Raw genomic sequence first — 19968 nt, 5'->3', positions numbered from 1 at the left:
CCGCCGCCCACGGACGCACTCGACGACCGGCCCGCCCTCTCCAGCTGCTCCACCCTCCGAACGAAAGCGAAAGAGACCATGACCCTTCCCCTGGCTTCCGTCCAGCTGTACACGCTGGCCAAGCAGTTCTCCGAGGACCCGCACGGGTCGCTCGACACGCTCGCCGCCATCGGCCTGAAGAACGTCGAGGCGTTCGACTTCGTGGGCCGTCCCGCCGAGATCCGGGCCGCGCTCGACGCGAGCGGCCTCGCCTCTCCGACCGGGCACGCCCCGCTGCTCTCGGACGAGCTGTGGACCCCGGACGGCTCCATCCCGACGCCCGCGCCCGAGGTGGTCTTCGAGGCGGCAGCGCAGATCGGCATCCGGACCGTCATCGATCCCTTCGTCCCGGTCGAGCGCTGGCTGACCGAGGACGGCGTCGCCGACATCGCCGACCGACTGAACACGGCCGCCGAGATCGCCGCGACCTTCGGCCTCAAGGTCGGCTACCACAACCACGCGCAGGAGTTCATCGCCTCCTTCGACGGGCAGACCGCGTACGAGCGCTTCATCGCGAGCACCGACGAGCGCGTCGAGATCGAGCTCGACCTGTTCTGGGCGCTGACCGGCGGCCAGGACGTCGCCGCGCTGGTCTCGGCGCTGGGCTCGCGCCTGGTCGCCGTGCACGTCAAGGACGGCATCGCGCCGGCCGAGAACCCGTTCGCCCCCGGCGCCGCGGCGTTCGGCTCGGACACCCTGGACCAGCGCCGACCGGGCGAGGGCGACGTGCCGCTCGTCGCGGCGCTGAAGGCCGGCGAAGGGTCGATCGAGTACGCCGTCATCGAGTACGACAACGCCCCCGGTGACGTCTTCGCGGACATCCGGGCGAGCTACGACTTCCTCGTGAAGGGCGGGTACGCGGCATGAGCGGCCCCATCGGCATCGGCGTCATCGGCGTCGGAGTCATCAGCGACACGTACCTCGAGAACCTGGCGTCCTTCCCGGACGTCGAGGTGCTCGTCGTCGGCGACCTGATCCTCGACCGGGCGAAGAGCCAGGCCGAGAAGCACGGCATCCCCGCCTGGGGCTCGGCCGAGGACGTCCTCGCCCACCCCGACGTGCAGGTCGTCGTCAATCTGACGATCCCCGCCGCGCACATCGAGGTCTCGGCCGCCGCGATCGCCGCGGGCAAGCACGTCTGGAGCGAGAAGCCGCTCGGTCTCGACCGCGCCGCCGCCGCGCAGCTGCTGCGGGACGCCGCCGCGAAGGGCCTCCGGGTCGGCTCCGCGCCGGACACCGTCCTCGGCCCGGGCTTCCAGACCGCGAAGCGCGCGATCGCGGAGGGTGTCATCGGCGAGCCGATGTTCGCCTCGACCACGTTCCAGACCGTCGGACCCGACCTCTGGCACCCGAGCCCGGCGTTCCTCTTCGCCCAGGGCGCCGGCCCGCTGCTGGACATGGGCCCGTACTACTTCACCGGCCTCGTCAGCCTCTTCGGACCGGTCGAGCGGGTGGCGGCCCTCGGGCGCAAGAAGCTCGAGGAGCGGGTCATCCGCTCCGGTCCCGACGCCGGCACGACGTTCCCTGTCGAGGTGCCCACGTCGCTGCAGGTGCTGACTTCGTTCGCCGCGGGCCAGCAGGCGTCGAGCCTGCTGAGCTTCGACTCGGCGCTCGAGCGCCACGGCGTCTTCGAGATCCACGGCACGGAGGGATCCCTCGTGATCCCCGACCCGAACCAGTTCGAGGGCCGGACGGCGTTCGTGAAGGCCCCGACCTCGATCGCCGACGGCGCCTGGGGCGAGCAGGAGTGGACCGAGGTCGAGCAGGAGGGCACGGTCGTCGGCCGCGGTCTCGGGCTGCTCGACATGGTCCGCGCCATCGCCGAGGACCGCCCGCACGTGGCCACCGGCGAGCTCGGCTTCCACGTGCTCGACGTCATGCTCTCGGCGCAGGAGTCGGCCGAGAACGGCGGGTTCGTCGCGGTCGACAGCACGCTGTCGGCGCCGGTGCCCGCGGTGCCGGTCGACTTCGACCCGTTCGCGCAGACGCTCTGACGCACCCGGGCCGCTCCCGGGCGACGCGCTGACCGGTTCCCCACCACCGAACGGCCCGTGACTCCCTCCACAGGAGTCGCGGGCCTTCCGCGTGCTCTCCCCACCCCCATTGACCTGCTGCGCGAGGCGCTGTTACCGTGAACAACACCGGGACTCCGCACCCGGGAGACGCGTCGACGACGACGCCGATCCCTCTGCACGGAGGCCCCTGACGATCCGCCTCAGCGAGCCGCGGCCCCTCCGATCGGGCCGTCGTGATCGCGCCTTCTCGACGATGGAGTCACCCATGAGCGCTGCCCCGTTCCGCCCGAGCACCTGTCCGCGGGAGGTGGCCGCGTGCTGACGTCCGTCCGCCGGCGCCTGACCGCCGGGCTCCTGATCCTGCTCGCGAGCGTCGTGGCCCTGCCGCTGCTCGCCGCCTCCCCGGCCGCCGCGATCGGCGAACCCACCTTCACCAATCCGATCGAGCCGGACACCGCCGACCCGACGATCGAGTTCCACGACGGCAACTACTACATGGTCGCCACGACGTGGGACAACCGGGTCGTGATGCGCAAGTCGCCCACGCTCGCGGGTCTGGGCACGACCACTCCGGTCACGGTCTACACCGACACGAACCCCGGCCGGAACGCCAACATGTGGGCGCCCGAGCTGCAGCGCCTGAACGGGCCGAACGGGCCCCGCTGGTACCTCATGTACACGATGGGCACCGCCGGCAACTTCGACCGCCAGCACCTGCAGGTCATCGAGAGCGCGGGCGACGACCCGATGGGGCCCTACACCTACAAGGGCCGCCCGATCCCGACCGACGACTGGAACATCGACGGCGCGTACCTCGAGCTGAACGGCGAGCTCTTCGTCACCTGGTCGGCGTTCTCGCCCGAGCCCGACCGCCTGCAGAACAACTACATCGCCCGGATGTCGGACCCCTGGACCGCCACCGGACCGCTGAACGTGCTCTCGCAGCCCGTCGAGCCGTGGGAGACCATCGGCGCACCCGTCAACGAGGGCCCGATCCCGCTGCAGAAGGACGGCCGCACCTGGATCGTCTACTCGGCGAGCTTCTGCGGCACCGAGGACTACCAGCTCGGCACCCTCGAGTACGACGGCACCGGCGACCCCGTGCTCGCCTCCTCCTGGACCAAGAGCGACGGGCCGGTCTTCTCGAAGGCCAACGGCGAGTTCGGCACCGGCCACAACGACTTCTTCGACTCGCCCGACGGCACCGAGACGTGGAACCTCTACCACGCGAACGCCCGACCCGACGGCGGCTGCTCGCGCGAGCGCTCGGCCCGCGCGCACATCGTCGACTGGACCGCCGAGGGCGAGCCCGACTTCGGGACTCCGCTCGGCACCAGCGCGCAGATCCCCGTCCCCAGCGGCGAGAACGCGCCGATCACGGCCCGCGTCGAGGGCGCCCCGTGGCAGCTCGTCAGCCGCAGCACAGGCCAGTGCGCCACCGTCTCGCCGACCGCGAGCGGCGACGGCGCCGCGGTGGTGCAGGGCTCCTGCTCGACCCCGCGGGCGAACTGGAAGCTCGACAGCACGGGCGACGGCTTCGTGCGCATCGTGAACGCCAGCAGCGGCAAGGCCCTCGGGGCGGTCGGCTGCTCGACGGCCTCGGGCGCCGCGATGCAGCAGTCCGCGTGGCTCGCGACCGGGTGCCAGCAGTGGAGCGTGGACCCGGGGACCGGCGGGTACTCGACGCTGACCTCGCGCACGAGCGGCCGACTGCTCGAGGCGTCCGGCAGCGCGGTGCGACAGGCGACCGCATCGGGTGCGACCGCGCAGGAGTGGTCGCTGCGGCCCTCCGGAGCGGTCGCCGTGAGCTCGCTCGCCACCGGCAAGACGTTCGACCTGCCGAACTGCTCGACCGCCGACGGTGCGGCCCTGCAGCAGCGGGAGTGGACCGGCGCCGCCTGCCAGCGCGTCACCTTCACGCCGACCGGCGCGGGCGACGTCGAGATGCACCCGGTGACGGCCGCGGGCAAGTGCCTCGCGGTCACCGGAGGCTCCACCGCGAACGGCGCGACCGTCACGCAGGGCGCGTGCGGCGTCTCCGGGAGCACCTGGCGCCTCCGTCCGTCGAACAACGGCACCGTCGAGCTGCGCGCCGTGCACAGCGGCAAGGCGCTCGACCTGTTCAACTGCTCCGCTCAGAACGGGACGCTGATCGGCCAGTGGGACGTGCTGAACAACGACTGCCAGCGCTACCGCCTCTCGGTCGGCGCACCGGAGTCGACGACGGCGCTCACGGTCACGGCGACCACCACGGCCCGGTGCATCTCGGGCAAGGCGGTGCTGACCACCACGGTCCGCAACACCGACGACCTGCCCGCCGATGTCACGATCGCCTCGGCGTCCGGGACGAAGACCCTGTCGGCGGTGGGCGGCGGGAAGACCGCGACGGCGAGCTTCACGACGCGCCAGGCTGCTCTGCCGGCCGGTTCGACCACGGTCACGGCGGCCGGGATCGACGACTCCGGACGCACGGCGACGGTGCAGTCCGCCTACCCGGCGCTGACCTGCGGCTAGGCCGCGCCGCCCCCCCCTGCTGATCGAGTAGGCCGCGCGGCGGCCGTATCGAGATCCGCGTCCTCCAGCAGCACTGCTGAGGGGCGTGGGTCTCGATACGCCGCCTGCGGCGGCTACTCGACCAGCGGGGGTCGCGCAGCGGCCGTCTCGAGATCCCCGTCATCCGAACCCCCCCTCGTGCGAAGGAGCACACCATGCCCACCACCACCCGGCGCGCGCCCCTGCGCGCCGCCCTCGCCGCCGTCGGGCTCGGGGCGGTGCTGCTCTCGGGACTCGTCGTCCCTCCGGCCGCCGCCGCGGAGCCCGCGCAGATCCCGCAGTCGGGACTGCTCGCGGAGTACCGCTTCACCCAGGCGACGGGCGCGAGCGTGCCCAACACGGCGGCCTCGGCCGTGGGGCCCGCGCGCGTCGTGAACGGGACCGACTCCCTGTGGACCGGCACGTCGCTCCGTCTGCCCGGCGGCGCCAAGACGAGCGCCGCGCCGTGGGTCGAGCTGCCCGACGACCTGCTGACCGGCCGCTCGTCGGCGACCGTGACGGTCGAGACCCGCGCCGACGCGTCGATGCTCTCGACCTTCCACTTCCTCTGGAACATCGGCAGCGACAGCACGAGCCAGTACTGGTTCGCGTCTGTGCGCGACCGCGTCCGCACGGCGATCACGACGAACGGAGGCGGAGCCGAGAACAACGCGCGCGGCGCCTCGGGCATCGCCGCCGACCGCTGGTACAGCCTCACGTCGGTGATCGACGGCGCGGCCGGCACGATCTCGTTCTTCGTCGACGGCGTGCGGGTCGCCTCGGCGCCGACCGCGCTGCGTCCGTCCTCGGTGACGGACCAGTCGCTGAGCACCATCGGCCGCGCGCCGTATCCCGACCCCTTCTACAAGGGCGAGGTGTCGACGTTCCGCGTCTACGACCGCGCGCTCACCGGCACCGAGGTCGCCTCGGTCTCGACCGCCGACGCGCAGCTGCACGCGAGCACCTTCGCGCCGCTCGCCTCCGCGGTGCTCGACGGAGTCGCTCCGCTGACCGTCGACGACTCGACCACGAACCTGCCCGACTACGGTGGAGCGGTGACCTGGAGCTCCAGCGACCCGGCCCTGCGGATCGGTGCCGACGGCCGCACCCTCACCGCCGACCGTCCCGCGGCCGGCCAGCAGGCGCGCTCCACGACGCTGACCGCGACGTCGAGCATCCGCGGCGTCACCGCCACCCGGCAGATCGCCGTCACCGTCGCCCCGCAGGTCGGCGTCGACACCCCCTACGGCTACCTGATGGTCCACTTCCTCGAGGACGCGCAGGGCTACGCCGAGAAGATCTACCTCGACGTCTCGCGCGGCGACGACCCCGAGAAGTGGGACCCGCTGAACGGCGGGAAGCCGATCCTCGCCTCCGACCTGGGCACCACCGGCGTGCGCGACCCGTACCTCACCTACAACCCCGAGACGGAGAAGTACTACATCATCGCCACCGACCTCCGGGTCTTCGGCGGCGACGGCGGCACCGGCTCCTGCACCTCGTGGTGCTACTGGACCACTCAGGGCAGCGTGAAGATGAACGTCTGGGAGTCCACCGACCTGGTGTCGTGGAGCGACCTGCGGCAGTTCGACGTCTCGCTCGACGACGCCGGGCAGCGGGCTCTCGAGGCCGGCATGATGTGGGCGCCCGAGGCGACCTGGGTCGACGACTTCGACGGACAGGGGAACGGCTCGTTCGTCCTCTACTGGTCCTCGACGGTCTATCCGAACGCGGCGCACACTCCCGGCACGGGGGCGTCGCGGATCCTCTGGGGCTCGACGACCGACTTCACCCAGGAGACCTACTCCTACGGCGGCGTGTTCGTGGACACCGGGGCCGACGTCATCGACACGACGCTCATCCAGGACGGCGGAACGACCTACCGGATCTCGAAGGACAACGGCACGGGCCGGGGCATCTACATGGAGTCGACGACGGCCGCCCAGTGGTGGCTGCCGGGCGCCCGGTGGACCCCGATCCAGGACCGCATCGGAGCGGTCTGGGCCGGCGGCAACGCGGGCGGAGTCGAAGGACCGGCGGTGTTCAAGAGTCACAGCGAGGAGCTCTGGTACCTCTACGTCGACGTCATCCCCTCGACCGGCTACCGGCCGATGGTCACGACGGACCTCGATGCGGGCTGGACCCAGCTCACGGATCCGGGCTTCTCGATGGCACCGTCGACCAAGCACGGCGGCATCGTGTCGCTGACCGCGGGGCAGTACGACGAGGTGCGGAAGGCGGATGCGGCCTCGGCCGTGCGCGCCGACCTGGGCGACGTGAGCGTCGCCTCCGGGGCTGCCGCCGACGCGGTCGTCGCGGCGCTGCCCGCCCGGACCGACGTGGTGCTGGCCTACGGCCGCGGCACGGCGTCGCAGCCGATCACCTGGGACACGTCCTCGGTGCGCGCCTCGACGCCGGGCCGCTACCCGGTGACCGGAGTCGTCCGCACCATCGGAGCGAACGAGAACCAGTGGGTGGGCGCCGGCGGATCGACGGCGTGGAACGCCTCGGGCAAGGTGCTGTCGAGCTCGACCGCGGTGCGTGTCACGGCGACGGTCGTCGTGACGGCTCCCGCCGTGTCCGCGACGCTCACCGCCTCGACCCGCTGCATCGGCGGCAGGGTCGTGGTGAGCGGAGTGGTGCGGAACACCGGGACGGCGCCCGCGAGCGTCGTCCTGCGCTCGGCCTGGGGCACGTCTCCGGTGCTGACCGCGGCGCCCGGAGCGAGCGCGACGCACGCGTTCACCACCCGGGCGGCGTCGGTGGCGGCGGGCTCGCTGAGCGCGACCGTGACCGTCGGAGGCTCCTCCACCGTCCTCGAGGCGCCGTACGCGGCCCGCCGCTGCTGATCGCGGCAGGCTCCCCGTCCCTCGCTGATCGAGTAGGCCGCGGAGCGGCCGTCTCGAGATCCCCGTCCGCCGGGCTTCTGGTGGAGGGGGGTCTCGATACGCCGCTGCGCGGCTACTCGACCAACGGGCTGGGTGCTGATCGAGCAGGCCCCCTCCTTCTGCTGATCGAGTAGGCCGCTCGCGGCCGTATCGAGATCCCCGTCCGCCTGGCTTCTGGTGGAGGGGGGTCTCGATACGCCGCTGTGCGGCTGCTCGACCAGCAGGCTGGGTGCTGATCGAGCAGGCCCCCTCCTTCTGCTGATCGAGTAGGCCGCTCGCGGCCGTATCGAGATTCCCGTCTGCCGTGCTTCTGGTGGAGGCGGGTCTCGCTACGCCGCTGTGCAGCTACTCGACCAGCAGGGGGCGGCTGGCCGAGCAGGTCCCTTACGCTCGCCGATCGAGTAGGCCGCTCGCGGCCGTATCGAGATCCACGTCCGCCTGGCTGCTGGTGGGGGCGGATCTCGATACGCCGCTGCGCGGCTACTCGACCAGCGGGGGAGGGCGCAGAGCGGCGGCGGATCGGGGCGCGGTGCCGCCCCGCCGGGGTCACTCCGCGGCGCGGGCCGCCTCGGACGGCGCGGGCTCCTCCGTGACCCGCGAGTCGGTGAGGGAGAGCGAGCCGATCGTCGCGATCAGGCCGACGAGGACGGCGACGGCGACGTAGGCGATCCGCTCGCCGGCGAAGAAGGTCTGGACGAGATCGGAGCTCCAGGCGCCCGTCGGGAGCGTCTTGGTGACCAGCGCGGCGATGAGGGTGCCGACGACGGCCGTGCCGATGCTGGTGCCGACCTCCTGGGAGGTGTCGTTGAGGGCGGCGCCGATCGAGGTGCGGTTCTCGTCCATCGCCTCGATGAGGGCGACCGCGCAGATGGTCATGATCGTCCGCAGGCCGATCGTCAGGAGGATCATCATGGCGGCGATCGCGAGGTAGCCGTGGTCCACCGCCCAGGCCATCCCGAGGAGCGAGCCGACGAGCAGGGTCGTGCCGACGAGGCAGGCGAGGCGGTGGCCCAGGCTCGAGGCGAGCCGCTCGGCGATCGGCGTCGCGGCGATCATCGTGACGATGATCGGCAGGTTCGCGATGCCGGCCTGCATCGGGCTCCAGCCGTACGCGTACTGGAAGTGCAGGATCAGGCCGAACAGGACGCTCGCGAAGGCGATCGAGGCCGCGAGCTGCGTGAGCGCCGCGCCTCGGACGGGTCCGGTCCGGAAGAGCGCGAGGTCGATCATCGGCGAGGCCGCGCGCCGCTCCCGGACGACGAAGCCGACGATCGCGGCGACCGTGCCGAGGGCGCAGGCGAGGGTGGCGGGCGAGAGCCAGCCGTCCTGCACGCCGCTGGTGAGGGTGTAGCAGCCGAGCCCGATGGCGGCGACGGTCAGGGCGGCCCCGGGGAGGTCGAGCCGCTCGGAGGTGAGGTCCGCGCGCCGGTCGGCCTGCACGCCGACGCGGACGCCGATCCAGGCGAGGAGGGCGATCGGCGCGTTGACGATCAGGAGCCACTGCCAGCTGAGGTGGCTGAGGACCGAGCCGCCCAGGATGGGGCCCAGGACGAATCCGGACATGCCGACGATCATCACGATCGTGATCGAGCGCATGCGCAGCGTCGCGTCGTCGAAGAGGCGGAAGATCAGCGACATCGTGACCGGGGCCATGGCTGCCGCAGCACCGCCGAGCAGCGCCCGCAGGGCGATGAGCTGACCGATGTCGGCGACGAAGACGACGGCGAGGCTGATCAGGCCGAAGGCCGCGAGGCCGCTCAGCAGCACCCGGCGGCGGCCGAACCGGTCGGCGGCCGAGCCGGCGATCAGCAGCAGGCCGCCGAAGGTGAGGGAGTAGGCGCCCGTCACCCACTGCAGTCCGGCGGTGCCGCTGTCGAGCGATCGGCCGATCGTGGGCAGGGCGATGGAGAGCAGCGTGTTGTCGACCATCTCGACGAAGAAGGCCAGGCAGAGCGCGGCCAGGGGGAGCGCTGCGGCGCGCAGCGAGGTGTACGCGGGGGGCTTGGTGGGAATGACGGCGAGCGTGCTCATGGCGGACCTTTCTCTCGAACGCCGTACGACTATCGGACGACGTTCGACAACATAGAACCATGTTCGATAACATGCAACACATGCCTGCAGATCGATCCGAGAAGACCGCGCGCACCGGTGCGGCCCCCGCCCGGGCGCGGGGTCGCCAGCGGGCGTCGCATTCGCTCGACACGGTGCTCGCCGAGGCGATCGCGATCCTCGACGAATCGGGGGAGCCGGCGCTGACCTTCCGGGCGCTGGCGGCGCGGCTCGGCGGAGGAGTCGCGAGCATCTACTGGTACGTGGCGAGCCGCGACGAGCTGCTCGACCTGGCGACGGAGGAGGTGATGGGCCGGGTCCTCGAGGACAGCGAGCCGCTCACCCACGGCCCCGACCCCGTGGCGAACCTGCGCGCCCTGGCCCTCGCGCTCTTCGACGAGTTCGTCCGCAGGCCGTGGTTCGGCCAGTTCATGCTCCGCAACAACGGGCTGCAGCCCAATTCGATGGCGATGCACGAGCGGATCGGCCAGCAGCTGATGCGGCTGGACCTCACGCCCCGGCAGCGCTTCCACGCGGCGTCGTCGATCGTGAGCTACGTCGTGGGTGTCGCGATCGACCTCGCGCAGCCGCCGCCCAAGGAGTTCCTCGAGAGCGGACTCGGCCGACTGGAGTTCCTGGCGCAGTTCGCCGACCGCTGGCGCGCGCTCGATCCGGAGGAGTTCCCGTTCGCGCACCAGGTCGCGGACGAGATGGCCACGCACGACGACCTCGACGTGTTCCGCTCCGGGCTCGACCTGCTGCTCGACGGACTCCGGCTGCAGGCCGGCCTCGAGCCGTCGGCCTGATCGAGTAGGCCGCTCGCGGCCGTATCGAGATCCCCGTCTGCCGGGCTTCTGGTGGATGCGGGTCTCGATACGCCGCTGCGCGGCTACTCGACCAGCAGTAGCTCTTGCTGATCGAGTAGGCGGCCGTATCGAGATCCACCGCACCCCGCCGCGGCGTTCTGCGGGCACCCATCCCCGGGTGGGATGCTGAGCGGATGCCCGCCCCCGGAACGACGCCCCCCTCCGCCCTCGACCGGGTGCGCGTGCGCGGCGCCCGCGAGAACAACCTGCAGAGCGTCGATGTCGACCTCCCGCGCGACGCCCTCGTCGCCTTCACCGGCGTCTCGGGATCGGGGAAGAGCTCGCTCGCGTTCGGCACCCTCTACGCCGAGGCCCAGCGCCGCTACTTCGAGTCGGTCGCGCCCTACGCCCGGCGGCTGATCGACCAGGTCGGCGTGCCCGACGTCGACTCGATCGACGGACTCCCGCCCGCCGTCGCCCTCCCGCAGCGCCGCACCGGGGGATCGGCCCGCTCCACCCTCGGCAGCGCGACCACGCTCTCGAGCGTCGTGCGCATGGTCTTCTCGCGCGTCGGCACGTACCCGGAGGGGGCGCCGATGCTCCTCGCGGAGGACTTCTCGGCGAACACCGTCCAGGGCGCGTGCCCCACCTGCCACGGCATCGGCCGGGTCTACGACGTGCCCGACGAGCTGATGGTGCCCGACGACTCCCTCACCATCCGCGACGGCGCCCTCGCCGCCTGGCCCACCGCCTGGCACGGCAAGCAGCTGCGCGACAGCCTCATCTCGCTCGGCTACGACATCGACGTGCCGTGGCGTGAGCTCGCTCCGGAGGATCGCGACTGGATCCTGCACACCGACGAGTCGCCGCAGGTCCCCGTCTTCACCGACCGCGGCCCGGCCGAAGTGCGCGCCGCCGTCGCCGCCGGTGTGGAGCCGCGGTACATGAGCACGTTCCTCGGGGTGCGCCGCTACGTCCTCGACACCTTCGCCGGCTCCAAGAGCGCCCGGATGCGCGAGCGCGCGGCGGAGTTCCTCGTCAGCGTCGCGTGCGGCACCTGCCACGGGCGCAAGCTGAAGCCCGAGGCGCTCGCCGTCACCTTCGAGGACCGCGACATCACCGAGCTCGCCGCCCTCCCGCTCGAGGACCTGCAGGTCCTCCTGCAGCGCGTGCTCGAGCCCGACTGGACGCCGACCGGCGCCCGCGTCCTCGCGCCCGAGACCCGGCTCGCGGCGCAGCGTCTCGTCGCCGACCTCCTCGCCCGCATGTCGCCGATCATCGACCTCGGCCTCGGCTACCTCTCGCTCGACCGGTCGACGCCGACCCTGTCCTCGGGTGAGCTGCAGCGGATGCGCCTGGCCACTCAGGTCCTGTCGCGCCTGTTCGGCGTCGTGTTCGTGCTCGACGAGCCCTCCGCGGGCCTGCACCCCGCCGACACGGAGGCGCTGCTCGGCATCCTCCGCACGCTCCGCGCCACCGGAAACACGGTCTTCTTCGTCGAGCACTCGCTCGACGTGATCCGCGAGGCCGACTGGATCGTCGACATCGGCCCCGCCGCGGGCACCGGCGGCGGCTGCGTCGTCTACTCCGGTCCGCTCGACGGGCTCCGCGACGCGTCCGACTCCCTCACCCGCCGCTACCTGTTCCCGGGAGCCGTCCCCCCGCTGCGCGAGCGCCGGTCGTCCGCGCTGTCGATCGACCTCGTCGGCGTGACGCGCAACAACCTGCGCGATCTCTCGGTCTCGTTCCCGGTCGGCGCCCTGACGGCCGTGACCGGCGTCTCCGGTTCCGGCAAGTCGACCCTGGTGAACCAGGCGCTGCCGGATCTGCTGCGCGAGAGTCTGCGCGCCGACCTCGCGGGCGACCCGCCCGCCGAGGTGGAGGAGCGCTCGGGCGAGGACCCGCTGCTCGACCGGGCGGCCGAGGTGACGCGGGGAGCGGCATCGGGGCCGGCGGAGCGGCTCCGACGCGTCGTGCAGGTCGGGCAGACCCCGATCGGGCGCACCTCCCGCTCCAACGTCGCGACCTACACCGGGCTGTTCGACCGGGTGCGCGCGCTGTTCGCGGCGACTCCGGAGGCGAAGCGCCGCCGCTTCGGCGCGAGCCGCTTCTCGTTCAACCTGCCCAGCGGCCGCTGCCCGGTCTGCAAGGGCGAGGGCGTGATGGAGGTGGAGCTGCTGTTCCTCCCCACCGTGCAGGCGCCGTGCACCACCTGCGGCGGCACGCGCTACAACCCCGAGACGCTCGAGGTGACGCTCGACGGGCGGAGCATCGCCGACGTGCTGGCGCTGAGCGTCACCGCGGCCCGGGAGGCGTTCGCGGGGGAGACCGAGGTCGCCCGGCACCTCGACGCGCTGATCGACGTCGGTCTCGGCTACGTCTCGCTGGGCCAGCCGGCGCCGGAGCTCTCGGGCGGCGAGGCCCAGCGGGTGAAGCTCGCCTCGGAGCTGCGCCGCGCCCAGCGCGGCGACACCCTCTACCTGCTCGACGAGCCCACCTCGGGACTGCACCCGGCCGACGCCGACCGGCTGCTGGAGCACCTGCAGCGCCTCGTCGACGCGGGCAACACCGTGATCGTGGTCGAGCACGACATGCGCATCGTCGCCGACGCCGATCACGTGATCGACCTCGGACCCGGCGCCGGGCGGGCCGGCGGGACGATCGTCGCGACGGGCGCGCCCGAGGACGTCGCCCGAGTGGAGGGCAGCCGCACGGCGCCGTACCTCCTGGCGGCGCTGGAGAAGCGCGGGGCCTGAGTGCGAGGCCGGCGGGTCTCGATACGCCCCTGTGGGGCTGCTTGACAAGCAGGGCGGCCGCTGCTGATCGAGTAGCCCGCGCAGCGGGCGTATCGAGATCCCCCCGCGCGGTCGAGCCTTCGATCCCGCTCAGCCCGCCCACCGAAACCTCACCGAAAAATAATTGTTAACGGTAACATTCGGCACAACCCCGTCCCCGGCTCACCCCCTGCGGCCTTGGACGACGATCTCAACGACGAGAGGCACCACGAATGACGACAAGACGACGGACACCGATCGCAGTCGCGGCGGTGATGGCGCTCACGGCAGGTCTCCTGTCGGTCGGAGCGCCCGCGAACGCCGCACCGAGCACCTCGCTCGACGCGAAGAAGGTGCTCGAACTGCCCTTCGACGGCAGCCTGACCGACACCAGCGGCCGCAGCACCCCCACGGGCGTGCAGAAGGGCACCGCGGGCTACGCCCCCGGCCTCTCGGGGCAGGCCTTCGCCTTCGACGGCTCCAACGCCGTGAGCCTCGGCACCTCGGCCGCCCTCCAGCCCGCCGACCTCACCGTCTCGTTCTGGTACAACCCGAGCGTCGCGATGACCGGGGAGCAGGTCTTCACCTGGAACAAGACGGCCTACAACTCCGACGGCTGGTACCTCACCTCCGAGGGCGACGGCACTCCGCTCGCGCTCTCGATCGGCCCCTCGAGCGGGCAGCCCTACAAGGTCGCCGTCGAGTCCCCGCGCGCCTCCTTCTTCCCGACGAACACGTGGACGCACGTCGTCGCCACCTACGACAAGGCCACCAAGCAGGTCGCGTTCTACCGCAACGGCGTCAAGCAGCCCAGCGCCGTCAAGACCGCACCCTCCGCCGCGGCCAGCGGCGTCCTCGGCTCCGAGGGCACGTCGACCAAGACCCTCGGCTTCAACGGACCGCAGTACAACGGCGCGCACCTGCGCGGCCTGCTCGACGAGTACGTCCTCTACAACGGAGTCGCCACGACGACCGACGTCGTGACGCTCACCAAGGCGGGGAACCCCTCCTTCGACGCTTCAGCGGTCGCGAAGAGCGACCTCGACGCGGTCGCGCTGCCCTCGAGCACCGTCCTCGATTTCCCGGTGCCGACCACCGGAGCCAAGGGCTCGACGTTCTCGTGGACCTCCTCCGATCCGGCGCGGATCGCGATCGACGGCGGCAACGCGGTCGTCACCCCTCCCACCGGCAGCACCCCCTCCTCCGTGACCCTCACCGGATCGGCGAGCTACGGTGGCAGCGTGCCGGTGACGAAGACCTTCACCGTCCAGGTCCTCCCCGAGGGTCTCGAGAGCTCGATCTACCTCCTCGAGGCCGGTCTGTCCGACGTCGACGTCGAGGACCCGTACCTCGAGAACGGCGAGAAGCAGACCGTCGAGTACCTGCTCAGCCTCGACCCCGAGCGCTTCCTCTACTCCTTCTACCGCGAGGCGGGCCTCGCCCCCACGACGGCCGGCGGGTACGGCGGATGGGAGCGCGACAGCAACGTCCGCTTCCAGGGCCACTTCTTCGGCCACTACGTCTCGGCGCTCTCGCAGGCCTACTCGACCGCCGAGGACCCGACCACGAAGGCGTCCCTGCTCGCCAAGCTGACCGCATCGGTCGACGGCCTCAAGAGGGTCCAGGACGCCTACGCGCTCAAGGACCCGACCAACGCGGGCTACGTCTCGCCGTTCCCCGTCTCGTACCTCCCCTCGGGAGCCGACGGACTGCTCGTGCCGTTCTACAACCTGCACAAGGTGCTCGCGGGCCTCCTCGACGCGCAGAAGTACGCGCCGCGGGACGTGTCGGCCAAGGCGCTCACCGTCGCCGACGGCTTCGGTACCTGGATCCGCAACTGGGGCGGCCGCCAGGCCGACCCGACGCTGCTCCTGCGCACCGAGTACGGCGGGATGAACGAGGCGCTCTACAAGCTGTTCGAGATCACCGGCAAGTCCGAGCACAAGCGCGCGGCCGAGTACTTCGACGAGCGGGCCCTGTTCGAGCGCCTCGCGAACAACGAGGACGTGCTCAACGGACTCCACGCGAACACCACGATCCCCAAGCTGATCGGCGCGCTCAAGCGCTACACGGTGTTCACCGACGACCCGGCGCTGTACGCCACGCTGACCGAGGCCGAGAAGGCCGACCTCGGCATGTACCGCCGTGCGGCGGAGAACTTCTTCCGCATGGTCGACGAGACGCACACCTACGCCAACGGCGGCAACAGCGAGTCCGAGCACTTCCACGCTCCGGGCACGCTCTACGCCTACGCGACGAGCGGTCGCACCTCCGGGTACGGCGAGAACTCGACGTCCGAGGGCTGCAACATCTACAACATGCTCAAGCTGTCCCGGGCGCTGTTCCAGGTGACGAAGGACGTGAAGTACGCGGACTTCTATGAAGACGCGTACATCAACGGCATCCTCGCCTCGCAGAACCCGGACACGGGGATGGTGACCTACTTCCAGCCCCAGACCGCCGGCTACGCCAAGGTCTTCGGCAAGGAGCAGGACGAGTTCTGGTGCGACCACGGCTCGGGCATCGAGAGCTTCACGAAGCTCGGCGACTCGATCTACTTCGAGGGCGAGAACACGGTCTACGTGAACATGTTCCGCTCCTCCGTGCTGACGTCGCAGGCGTCGAACCTGACGCTCACGCAGACGGCCGACATCCCCGACACCGACACCGCGACCTTCACCGTCGCCGGTCTCGACGACGGCATTGTCGCCTCGGGCGCGACCGTCCGCCTCCGCATCCCCGCCTGGGTCGACGGGGCGCCCACCCTCACGGTGAACGGGGCGCCGCGCAGCATCGCCTCGATCACCGAGGGCGGCTACGTCGTCGTCCCCGTCGCGGCCGGCGACACCCTCACCTGGAAGCTCCCGGCGAAGGTCACCGTCTCGGCCGAGACCGAGAACGCGAACTTCGCGGCCTTCAAGTACGGCCCCGTGCTGCTCGCGACCGAGCTGAACCGGAACAACGTCGAGGCGTCCTACCCCGCGGGCGTGCTCGTGCAGATGGGCGTCGCTGACAAGACGGTCAACTCGAACGTGGTCGTCGCCGACGCGGACGCGTGGAAGGCCGGCATCCGGGACAACCTGGTGCGCCTGCCGGACGCGGTGAACAACAACGGCCTCGAGACGATGCGGTTCGGCATGAAGAACGTCGACGCCGCCTCGGCAGCCCGCGTCTTCGAGCCGTACTACAGCCTCCACGACGCGCGCTACGCGACGTACCTCACGCTGATCGCTCCCGACTCCCCGGAGGCGCAGGCGCTGATCCTCAAGGAGAAGCAGCAGCTGCGCACCGAGGAGACGACGATCGACTCGCTCACCTCGTTCGACAACAACAACAGCGAGGCCGACAAGAACTACGAGTACAACCGCTCGAGCGTCGGGACCTGGCGGGGAGAGGGCTACCGCGACGGCGAGCGCTCGCCCGAGGCGTGGTTCCAGTACGACATGATCGTCGACCCGACGCTGCCGAAGAACTACCTCGGCGTCCGCTACTACGGCGGCGACGCGGGACGCACCTTCGACGTCCTCCTCAACGGCGTGAAGCTCAAGACCGAGGTGGTCTCGGGTGCGGCCGGATCGACGAACTGGTACATCCAGTACGACGAGATCCCGAAGGCGATCCTCGACGGGATCGCCGCGCGGGACGGCTACAAGCGCGACCTCGCCGGGAACTACGTGCTCGACGCGAAGGGCCAGAAGGTGCCGGTCGTGACCGTGCGCTTCCAGGGGATCAACACGACCAGCAACGTCGGCGGCGTCTTCGGCGTCTACACGACCGAGTCGACCTCGTTCGGCACGAGCGCTGAGCTCGCGAAGATGACATCGGACGTCGGGACCCTCGCTCCGGCGCTCGCGACCGGTGTGCGCGACTACACGCTCACGGTGCCGGCTTCGACGACGAGCGTCTCGCTCGACCTCGACCCGGCCGTCGCGAGCGGACTGGTCCGCGTCGACGGCGTGCTGATCGACGACACCGAGCTGCGCACGGTGGGCCTGGCGGCGACGGGGACCACGAACGTCGTGATCACCTCCTCCGCTCAGGACCACACGACGACGGCGACGTACCGGCTGGCGATCGTGAGGGAGAGCGCTGCGGCGCTGAAGACCACGGTCACCACCTCGTCGCGCTGCATCTCGGGCAAGGTCGTGCTGACGGTGACGGCGCGCAACGACTCGACGGTCGCGACGGGCCTCACCATCGCCTCGTCGTTCGGCTCGAAGGCGTTCACGGGAGTCGCTCCGGGGAAGACGGTGACGCACTCGTTCACGACGCGTGCCGCCTCGATCCCGGCGGGCACTGCGACGGTCACCGCGACCGGCACGGTGAACGGATCGCCCGTGACGACGGCGACACCGGCGCCGTACACCGCGCGCACCTGCTGAGCGCACCGCGCTGAGCGACGGCGGCCGTCGGGGGAGCTCCTCCGGCGGCCGTCGTCGTCCGCCCTCCGCGAGACGCCGGTCCGGTCCACGGCTCCCCGTCCGGGGCTCGGTGAGGTGGCAGCTCGCGGTGAGTGCCGGGCGCGAAGCGTTACCGAACCGTGACCTGAATCCGGGCCGGTGGACCAAACCAGGGGTACCCGGCGAACGGGCAGGTCAGGGGCGAAAACTGCACCTATGAACGAGACAGCGGGACCCGTGCGCCAGAGGCGATTCCTCCTTCTCGCCGCCCTCGCAGGAGTCGTCACCGCCGGTGTCCTCCTCGCGGTCGCCGAGCTGGTCGCCCTCGCCGTCGCCCGGACGGCCAGCCCCGTCCTCGCGCTCGGCTCCTTCGTCGTCGACATCGTGCCGCGGCCCCTCAAGGAGTTCGCGATCACGACCTTCGGCGAGAACGACAAGGTCTTCCTGCTCGCCGGGATCGGTGTGGCGGTCCTCGTCGCCTCGGCGCTCGCCGGAGTGCTGCAGCTGACCCGCCCGCCGCTCGGCCAGCTGATCCTCGTGCTCGCCGGCGTCCTCTCGATCGCCGCCATCGTCACCCGCGCCGGAGCGACTCCGCTCTCGGCCGTGCCGACACTCCTCGGCCTCGTCGTCGCGATCGTCGTGCTGCACCTGCTCACCTCGCGCCTGCGCCGCTGGCGCTCGGCCCGCGCCGCGGAGGCGCAGGGCCGGGTCCCGGCGCACTCCGCCGGCCTCGAGCGCCGCGGATTCCTCCGCGTCTCGCTCATCGCCGCCGTCGGCGCCGTGGTCGTGGGCGCCGGAGCCCGCGTCGTCAGCGCCGCCACCTCCACCATCGCCGGCGTCCGCGAGGCCCTGCGCCTGCCGAGCCCGCGCACCACCCTCACGGTTCCCGCCGGCGCCGAGCTCGACATCGACGGCCTCTCGCCGCTCTACACGCCCAACGCCGACTTCTACCGCGTCGACACCGCGCTGACCGTGCCCAGCATCGACCCCTCGACCTGGACCCTGACCATCACCGGCATGGTCGACGAGGAGGTCGTGATGAGCTTCCAGGACCTGCTCGACATGGGCCTGGACGAGTACGGAGTGACCCTGACCTGCGTCTCGAACGAGGTCGGCGGCAACCTGGTCGGCAACGCGAAGTGGCTCGGAGTCCCGATCCGCGACGTGCTCGCCCGCGCGGGCGTGCAGTCCGGCGCCGACATGGTGCTGTCTCGCAGCGTCGACGGCTACACCGCGAGCACCCCGCTCGAGGCCCTCACCGACGACGGCCTCGACGCGATCCTCGCGGTCGCGATGAACGGCGAGCCCCTGCCGCTGGAGCACGGCTTCCCGGTGCGGATGGTCGTGCCCGGCCTCTACGGCTACGTCTCGGCGACCAAATGGCTGACCGAGCTCAAGGTGACCACCTTCGCCGCGGACGAGGCCTACTGGACGCCGCGCGGCTACTCCGCCGAGGCGCCGATCAAGATGTCGGCGCGCATCGACACCCCCCGGATCGACGCGGCGATCCCCGCCGGACCGACCAAGATCGCGGGTATGGCGTGGGCCCAGACCGTCGGCATCGACAAGGTCGAGGTCAGCATCGACAACGGCGACTGGCAGCCCGCGACGCTCTCGACCCCGGTCAACACCGACACCTGGGTGCAGTGGTACGTCGACTGGCAGGCCGAGTCCGGCTCGCACTACGTCGCCGTCCGCGCGACGGACGCGAACGGCGAGCTCCAGATCGAGGAGCGCGCCCCCATCGCCCCCGACGGCTCGTCCGGCTGGCAGCGCACCCTCATCCGCGTCAGCTGACACACCCGAAGCCGCCCTCCCCTCGCTGGTCGAGCAGTCCGCTGCGCGGCCTACTCGGTCAGCAGTGGGGCGCTTTGCTGGTCGAGTAGCCCCGGAGGGGCGTATCGAGACCCACGTGTTCCGAGTGTCGGTCGAGGCGGATCTCGATACGTCCGCTGCGCGGCCTGCTCGATCAGCAGGATCGGCGGGCGTCCTCTCCGGCGCGGCCTGCTCGATCAGCAGGATCGGGGGTCACCCTCCCCTTGCTGGTCGAGTAGCCCCAGAGGGGCGTATCGAGACCCGCCACGTCAGCGGTTCGCGTCGCCCGCGCCTTCCTCCGGTGGGCGGAACACCTTCTTCGACGCGGCTCGCAGCGCGACGTAGTCGCCGCGCATCAGAGCCTCGCGCTTCGCTCGACTCCAGTTCTGGATGCGCTTCTCCCACCAGAACGCCTCGGCGATGCTCTCGAACTCCTGATGCCAGAGCAGGGTGACCGGAAGGCGTCTGCTCGTATACGCAGCGCCCTTCCCCATTATGTGCGCGTCGACGCGGCGGTGGAGCGAGCGCGTGCTCCCGACGTAGTAGCTGCCGTCGCTGCAGCGGAGTATGTAGACGGAGGCCATGAGGGCAAGCGTGCCGATCCAGCGCACTCGGAGGACCGCGTCACTCACCGTTCTGGGGAGAGCCGA

At 71.2% G+C, this 19968-nt stretch carries 10 protein-coding genes; 8 read left to right on the top strand and 2 right to left on the bottom strand.

The features are described 5' to 3' along the window. Positions 1–78 precede the first annotated feature (78 nt). The 4 genes from NB037_RS04365 (at position 79) to NB037_RS04350 (ending at position 7435) form a co-directional block, all read left to right on the top strand. The gene (locus tag NB037_RS04365) at positions 79–906 is read left to right on the top strand and encodes a sugar phosphate isomerase/epimerase family protein (protein WP_251944075.1); all 828 of its coding nucleotides are present in this window, start codon (positions 79–81) and stop codon (positions 904–906) included. After that, positions 903–2033, top strand: coding sequence for a Gfo/Idh/MocA family protein (locus NB037_RS04360; RefSeq protein WP_251944072.1), 1131 nt, complete (start codon positions 903–905; stop codon positions 2031–2033). Before NB037_RS04365 ends, NB037_RS04360 begins: the two co-directional genes overlap by 4 nt. A gap of 336 nt (positions 2034–2369) precedes the next feature. After that, on the top strand, positions 2370–4568 hold the full coding sequence (locus NB037_RS04355; RefSeq protein WP_251944069.1) for an RICIN domain-containing protein: 2199 nt from the start codon (positions 2370–2372) through the stop codon (positions 4566–4568). 194 nt (positions 4569–4762) lie between these two features. Further along, a complete protein-coding gene (locus NB037_RS04350) occupies positions 4763–7435 on the top strand; it encodes a LamG-like jellyroll fold domain-containing protein (protein WP_251944066.1) in 2673 nt (890 codons plus the stop codon). Between the two features lie 585 nt (positions 7436–8020). Here the strand turns inward: NB037_RS04350 and NB037_RS04345 are convergent. After that, positions 8021–9505 carry an MFS transporter gene (locus tag NB037_RS04345; protein WP_251944064.1) on the bottom strand — a complete coding sequence of 495 codons (1485 nt, stop codon included), beginning with the start codon at positions 9503–9505 and terminating at the stop codon, positions 8021–8023. 80 nt (positions 9506–9585) lie between these two features. On the opposite strand from NB037_RS04345, the gene NB037_RS04340 reads away from it, so the two are divergent. The 4 genes from NB037_RS04340 to NB037_RS04325 all read left to right on the top strand — a co-directional run bounded on the left by NB037_RS04340 (position 9586) and on the right by NB037_RS04325 (position 19300). Beyond that, positions 9586–10329, top strand: coding sequence for a TetR/AcrR family transcriptional regulator (locus NB037_RS04340; RefSeq protein WP_251944061.1), 744 nt, complete (start codon positions 9586–9588; stop codon positions 10327–10329). Positions 10330–10523: 194 nt separating this feature from the next. Next, positions 10524–13085 carry an excinuclease ABC subunit UvrA gene (locus tag NB037_RS04335; protein WP_251944059.1) on the top strand — a complete coding sequence of 854 codons (2562 nt, stop codon included), beginning with the start codon at positions 10524–10526 and terminating at the stop codon, positions 13083–13085. Between the two features lie 251 nt (positions 13086–13336). After that, complete coding sequence (locus NB037_RS04330; RefSeq protein WP_251944058.1) at positions 13337–17485, top strand: beta-L-arabinofuranosidase domain-containing protein; 4149 nt, start codon at positions 13337–13339, stop codon at positions 17483–17485. A gap of 234 nt (positions 17486–17719) precedes the next feature. Beyond that, the gene (locus tag NB037_RS04325; RefSeq protein ID WP_251944056.1) at positions 17720–19300 is read left to right on the top strand and encodes a molybdopterin-dependent oxidoreductase; all 1581 of its coding nucleotides are present in this window, start codon (positions 17720–17722) and stop codon (positions 19298–19300) included. Between the two features lie 287 nt (positions 19301–19587). On the opposite strand, the gene NB037_RS04320 is transcribed toward NB037_RS04325, so the two are convergent. After that, positions 19588–19902: a GIY-YIG nuclease family protein gene (locus NB037_RS04320; protein WP_251944054.1), complete on the bottom strand. Its 315-nt coding sequence runs from the start codon at positions 19900–19902 to the stop codon at positions 19588–19590. Positions 19903–19968: the final 66 nt, after the last annotated feature.

Origin of the sequence: Rathayibacter rubneri (assembly GCF_023743255.1) — a bacterium.
Classification (GTDB): Bacteria; Actinomycetota; Actinomycetes; order Actinomycetales; family Microbacteriaceae; genus Rathayibacter; species Rathayibacter rubneri.
This window is presented reverse-complemented; position numbering and strand designations above follow the sequence as displayed.

What these genes read in the sequence shown, in the direction of transcription:
- NB037_RS04365 (WP_251944075.1), top strand. Translation starts at nt 79, where the DNA reads ATGACCCTTCCCCTGGCTTCCGTCCAGCTGTACACGCTGGCCAAGCAG.
- NB037_RS04360 (WP_251944072.1), top strand. Translation starts at nt 903, where the DNA reads ATGAGCGGCCCCATCGGCATCGGCGTCATCGGCGTCGGAGTCATCAGC.
- NB037_RS04350 (WP_251944066.1), top strand. Translation starts at nt 4,763, where the DNA reads ATGCCCACCACCACCCGGCGCGCGCCCCTGCGCGCCGCCCTCGCCGCC.
- NB037_RS04345 (WP_251944064.1), bottom strand. Translation starts at nt 9,505, where the DNA reads ATGAGCACGCTCGCCGTCATTCCCACCAAGCCCCCCGCGTACACCTCG.
- NB037_RS04340 (WP_251944061.1), top strand. Translation starts at nt 9,586, where the DNA reads ATGCCTGCAGATCGATCCGAGAAGACCGCGCGCACCGGTGCGGCCCCC.
- NB037_RS04335 (WP_251944059.1), top strand. Translation starts at nt 10,524, where the DNA reads ATGCCCGCCCCCGGAACGACGCCCCCCTCCGCCCTCGACCGGGTGCGC.
- NB037_RS04330 (WP_251944058.1), top strand. Translation starts at nt 13,337, where the DNA reads ATGACGACAAGACGACGGACACCGATCGCAGTCGCGGCGGTGATGGCG.
- NB037_RS04325 (WP_251944056.1), top strand. Translation starts at nt 17,720, where the DNA reads ATGAACGAGACAGCGGGACCCGTGCGCCAGAGGCGATTCCTCCTTCTC.
- NB037_RS04320 (WP_251944054.1), bottom strand. Translation starts at nt 19,902, where the DNA reads ATGGCCTCCGTCTACATACTCCGCTGCAGCGACGGCAGCTACTACGTC.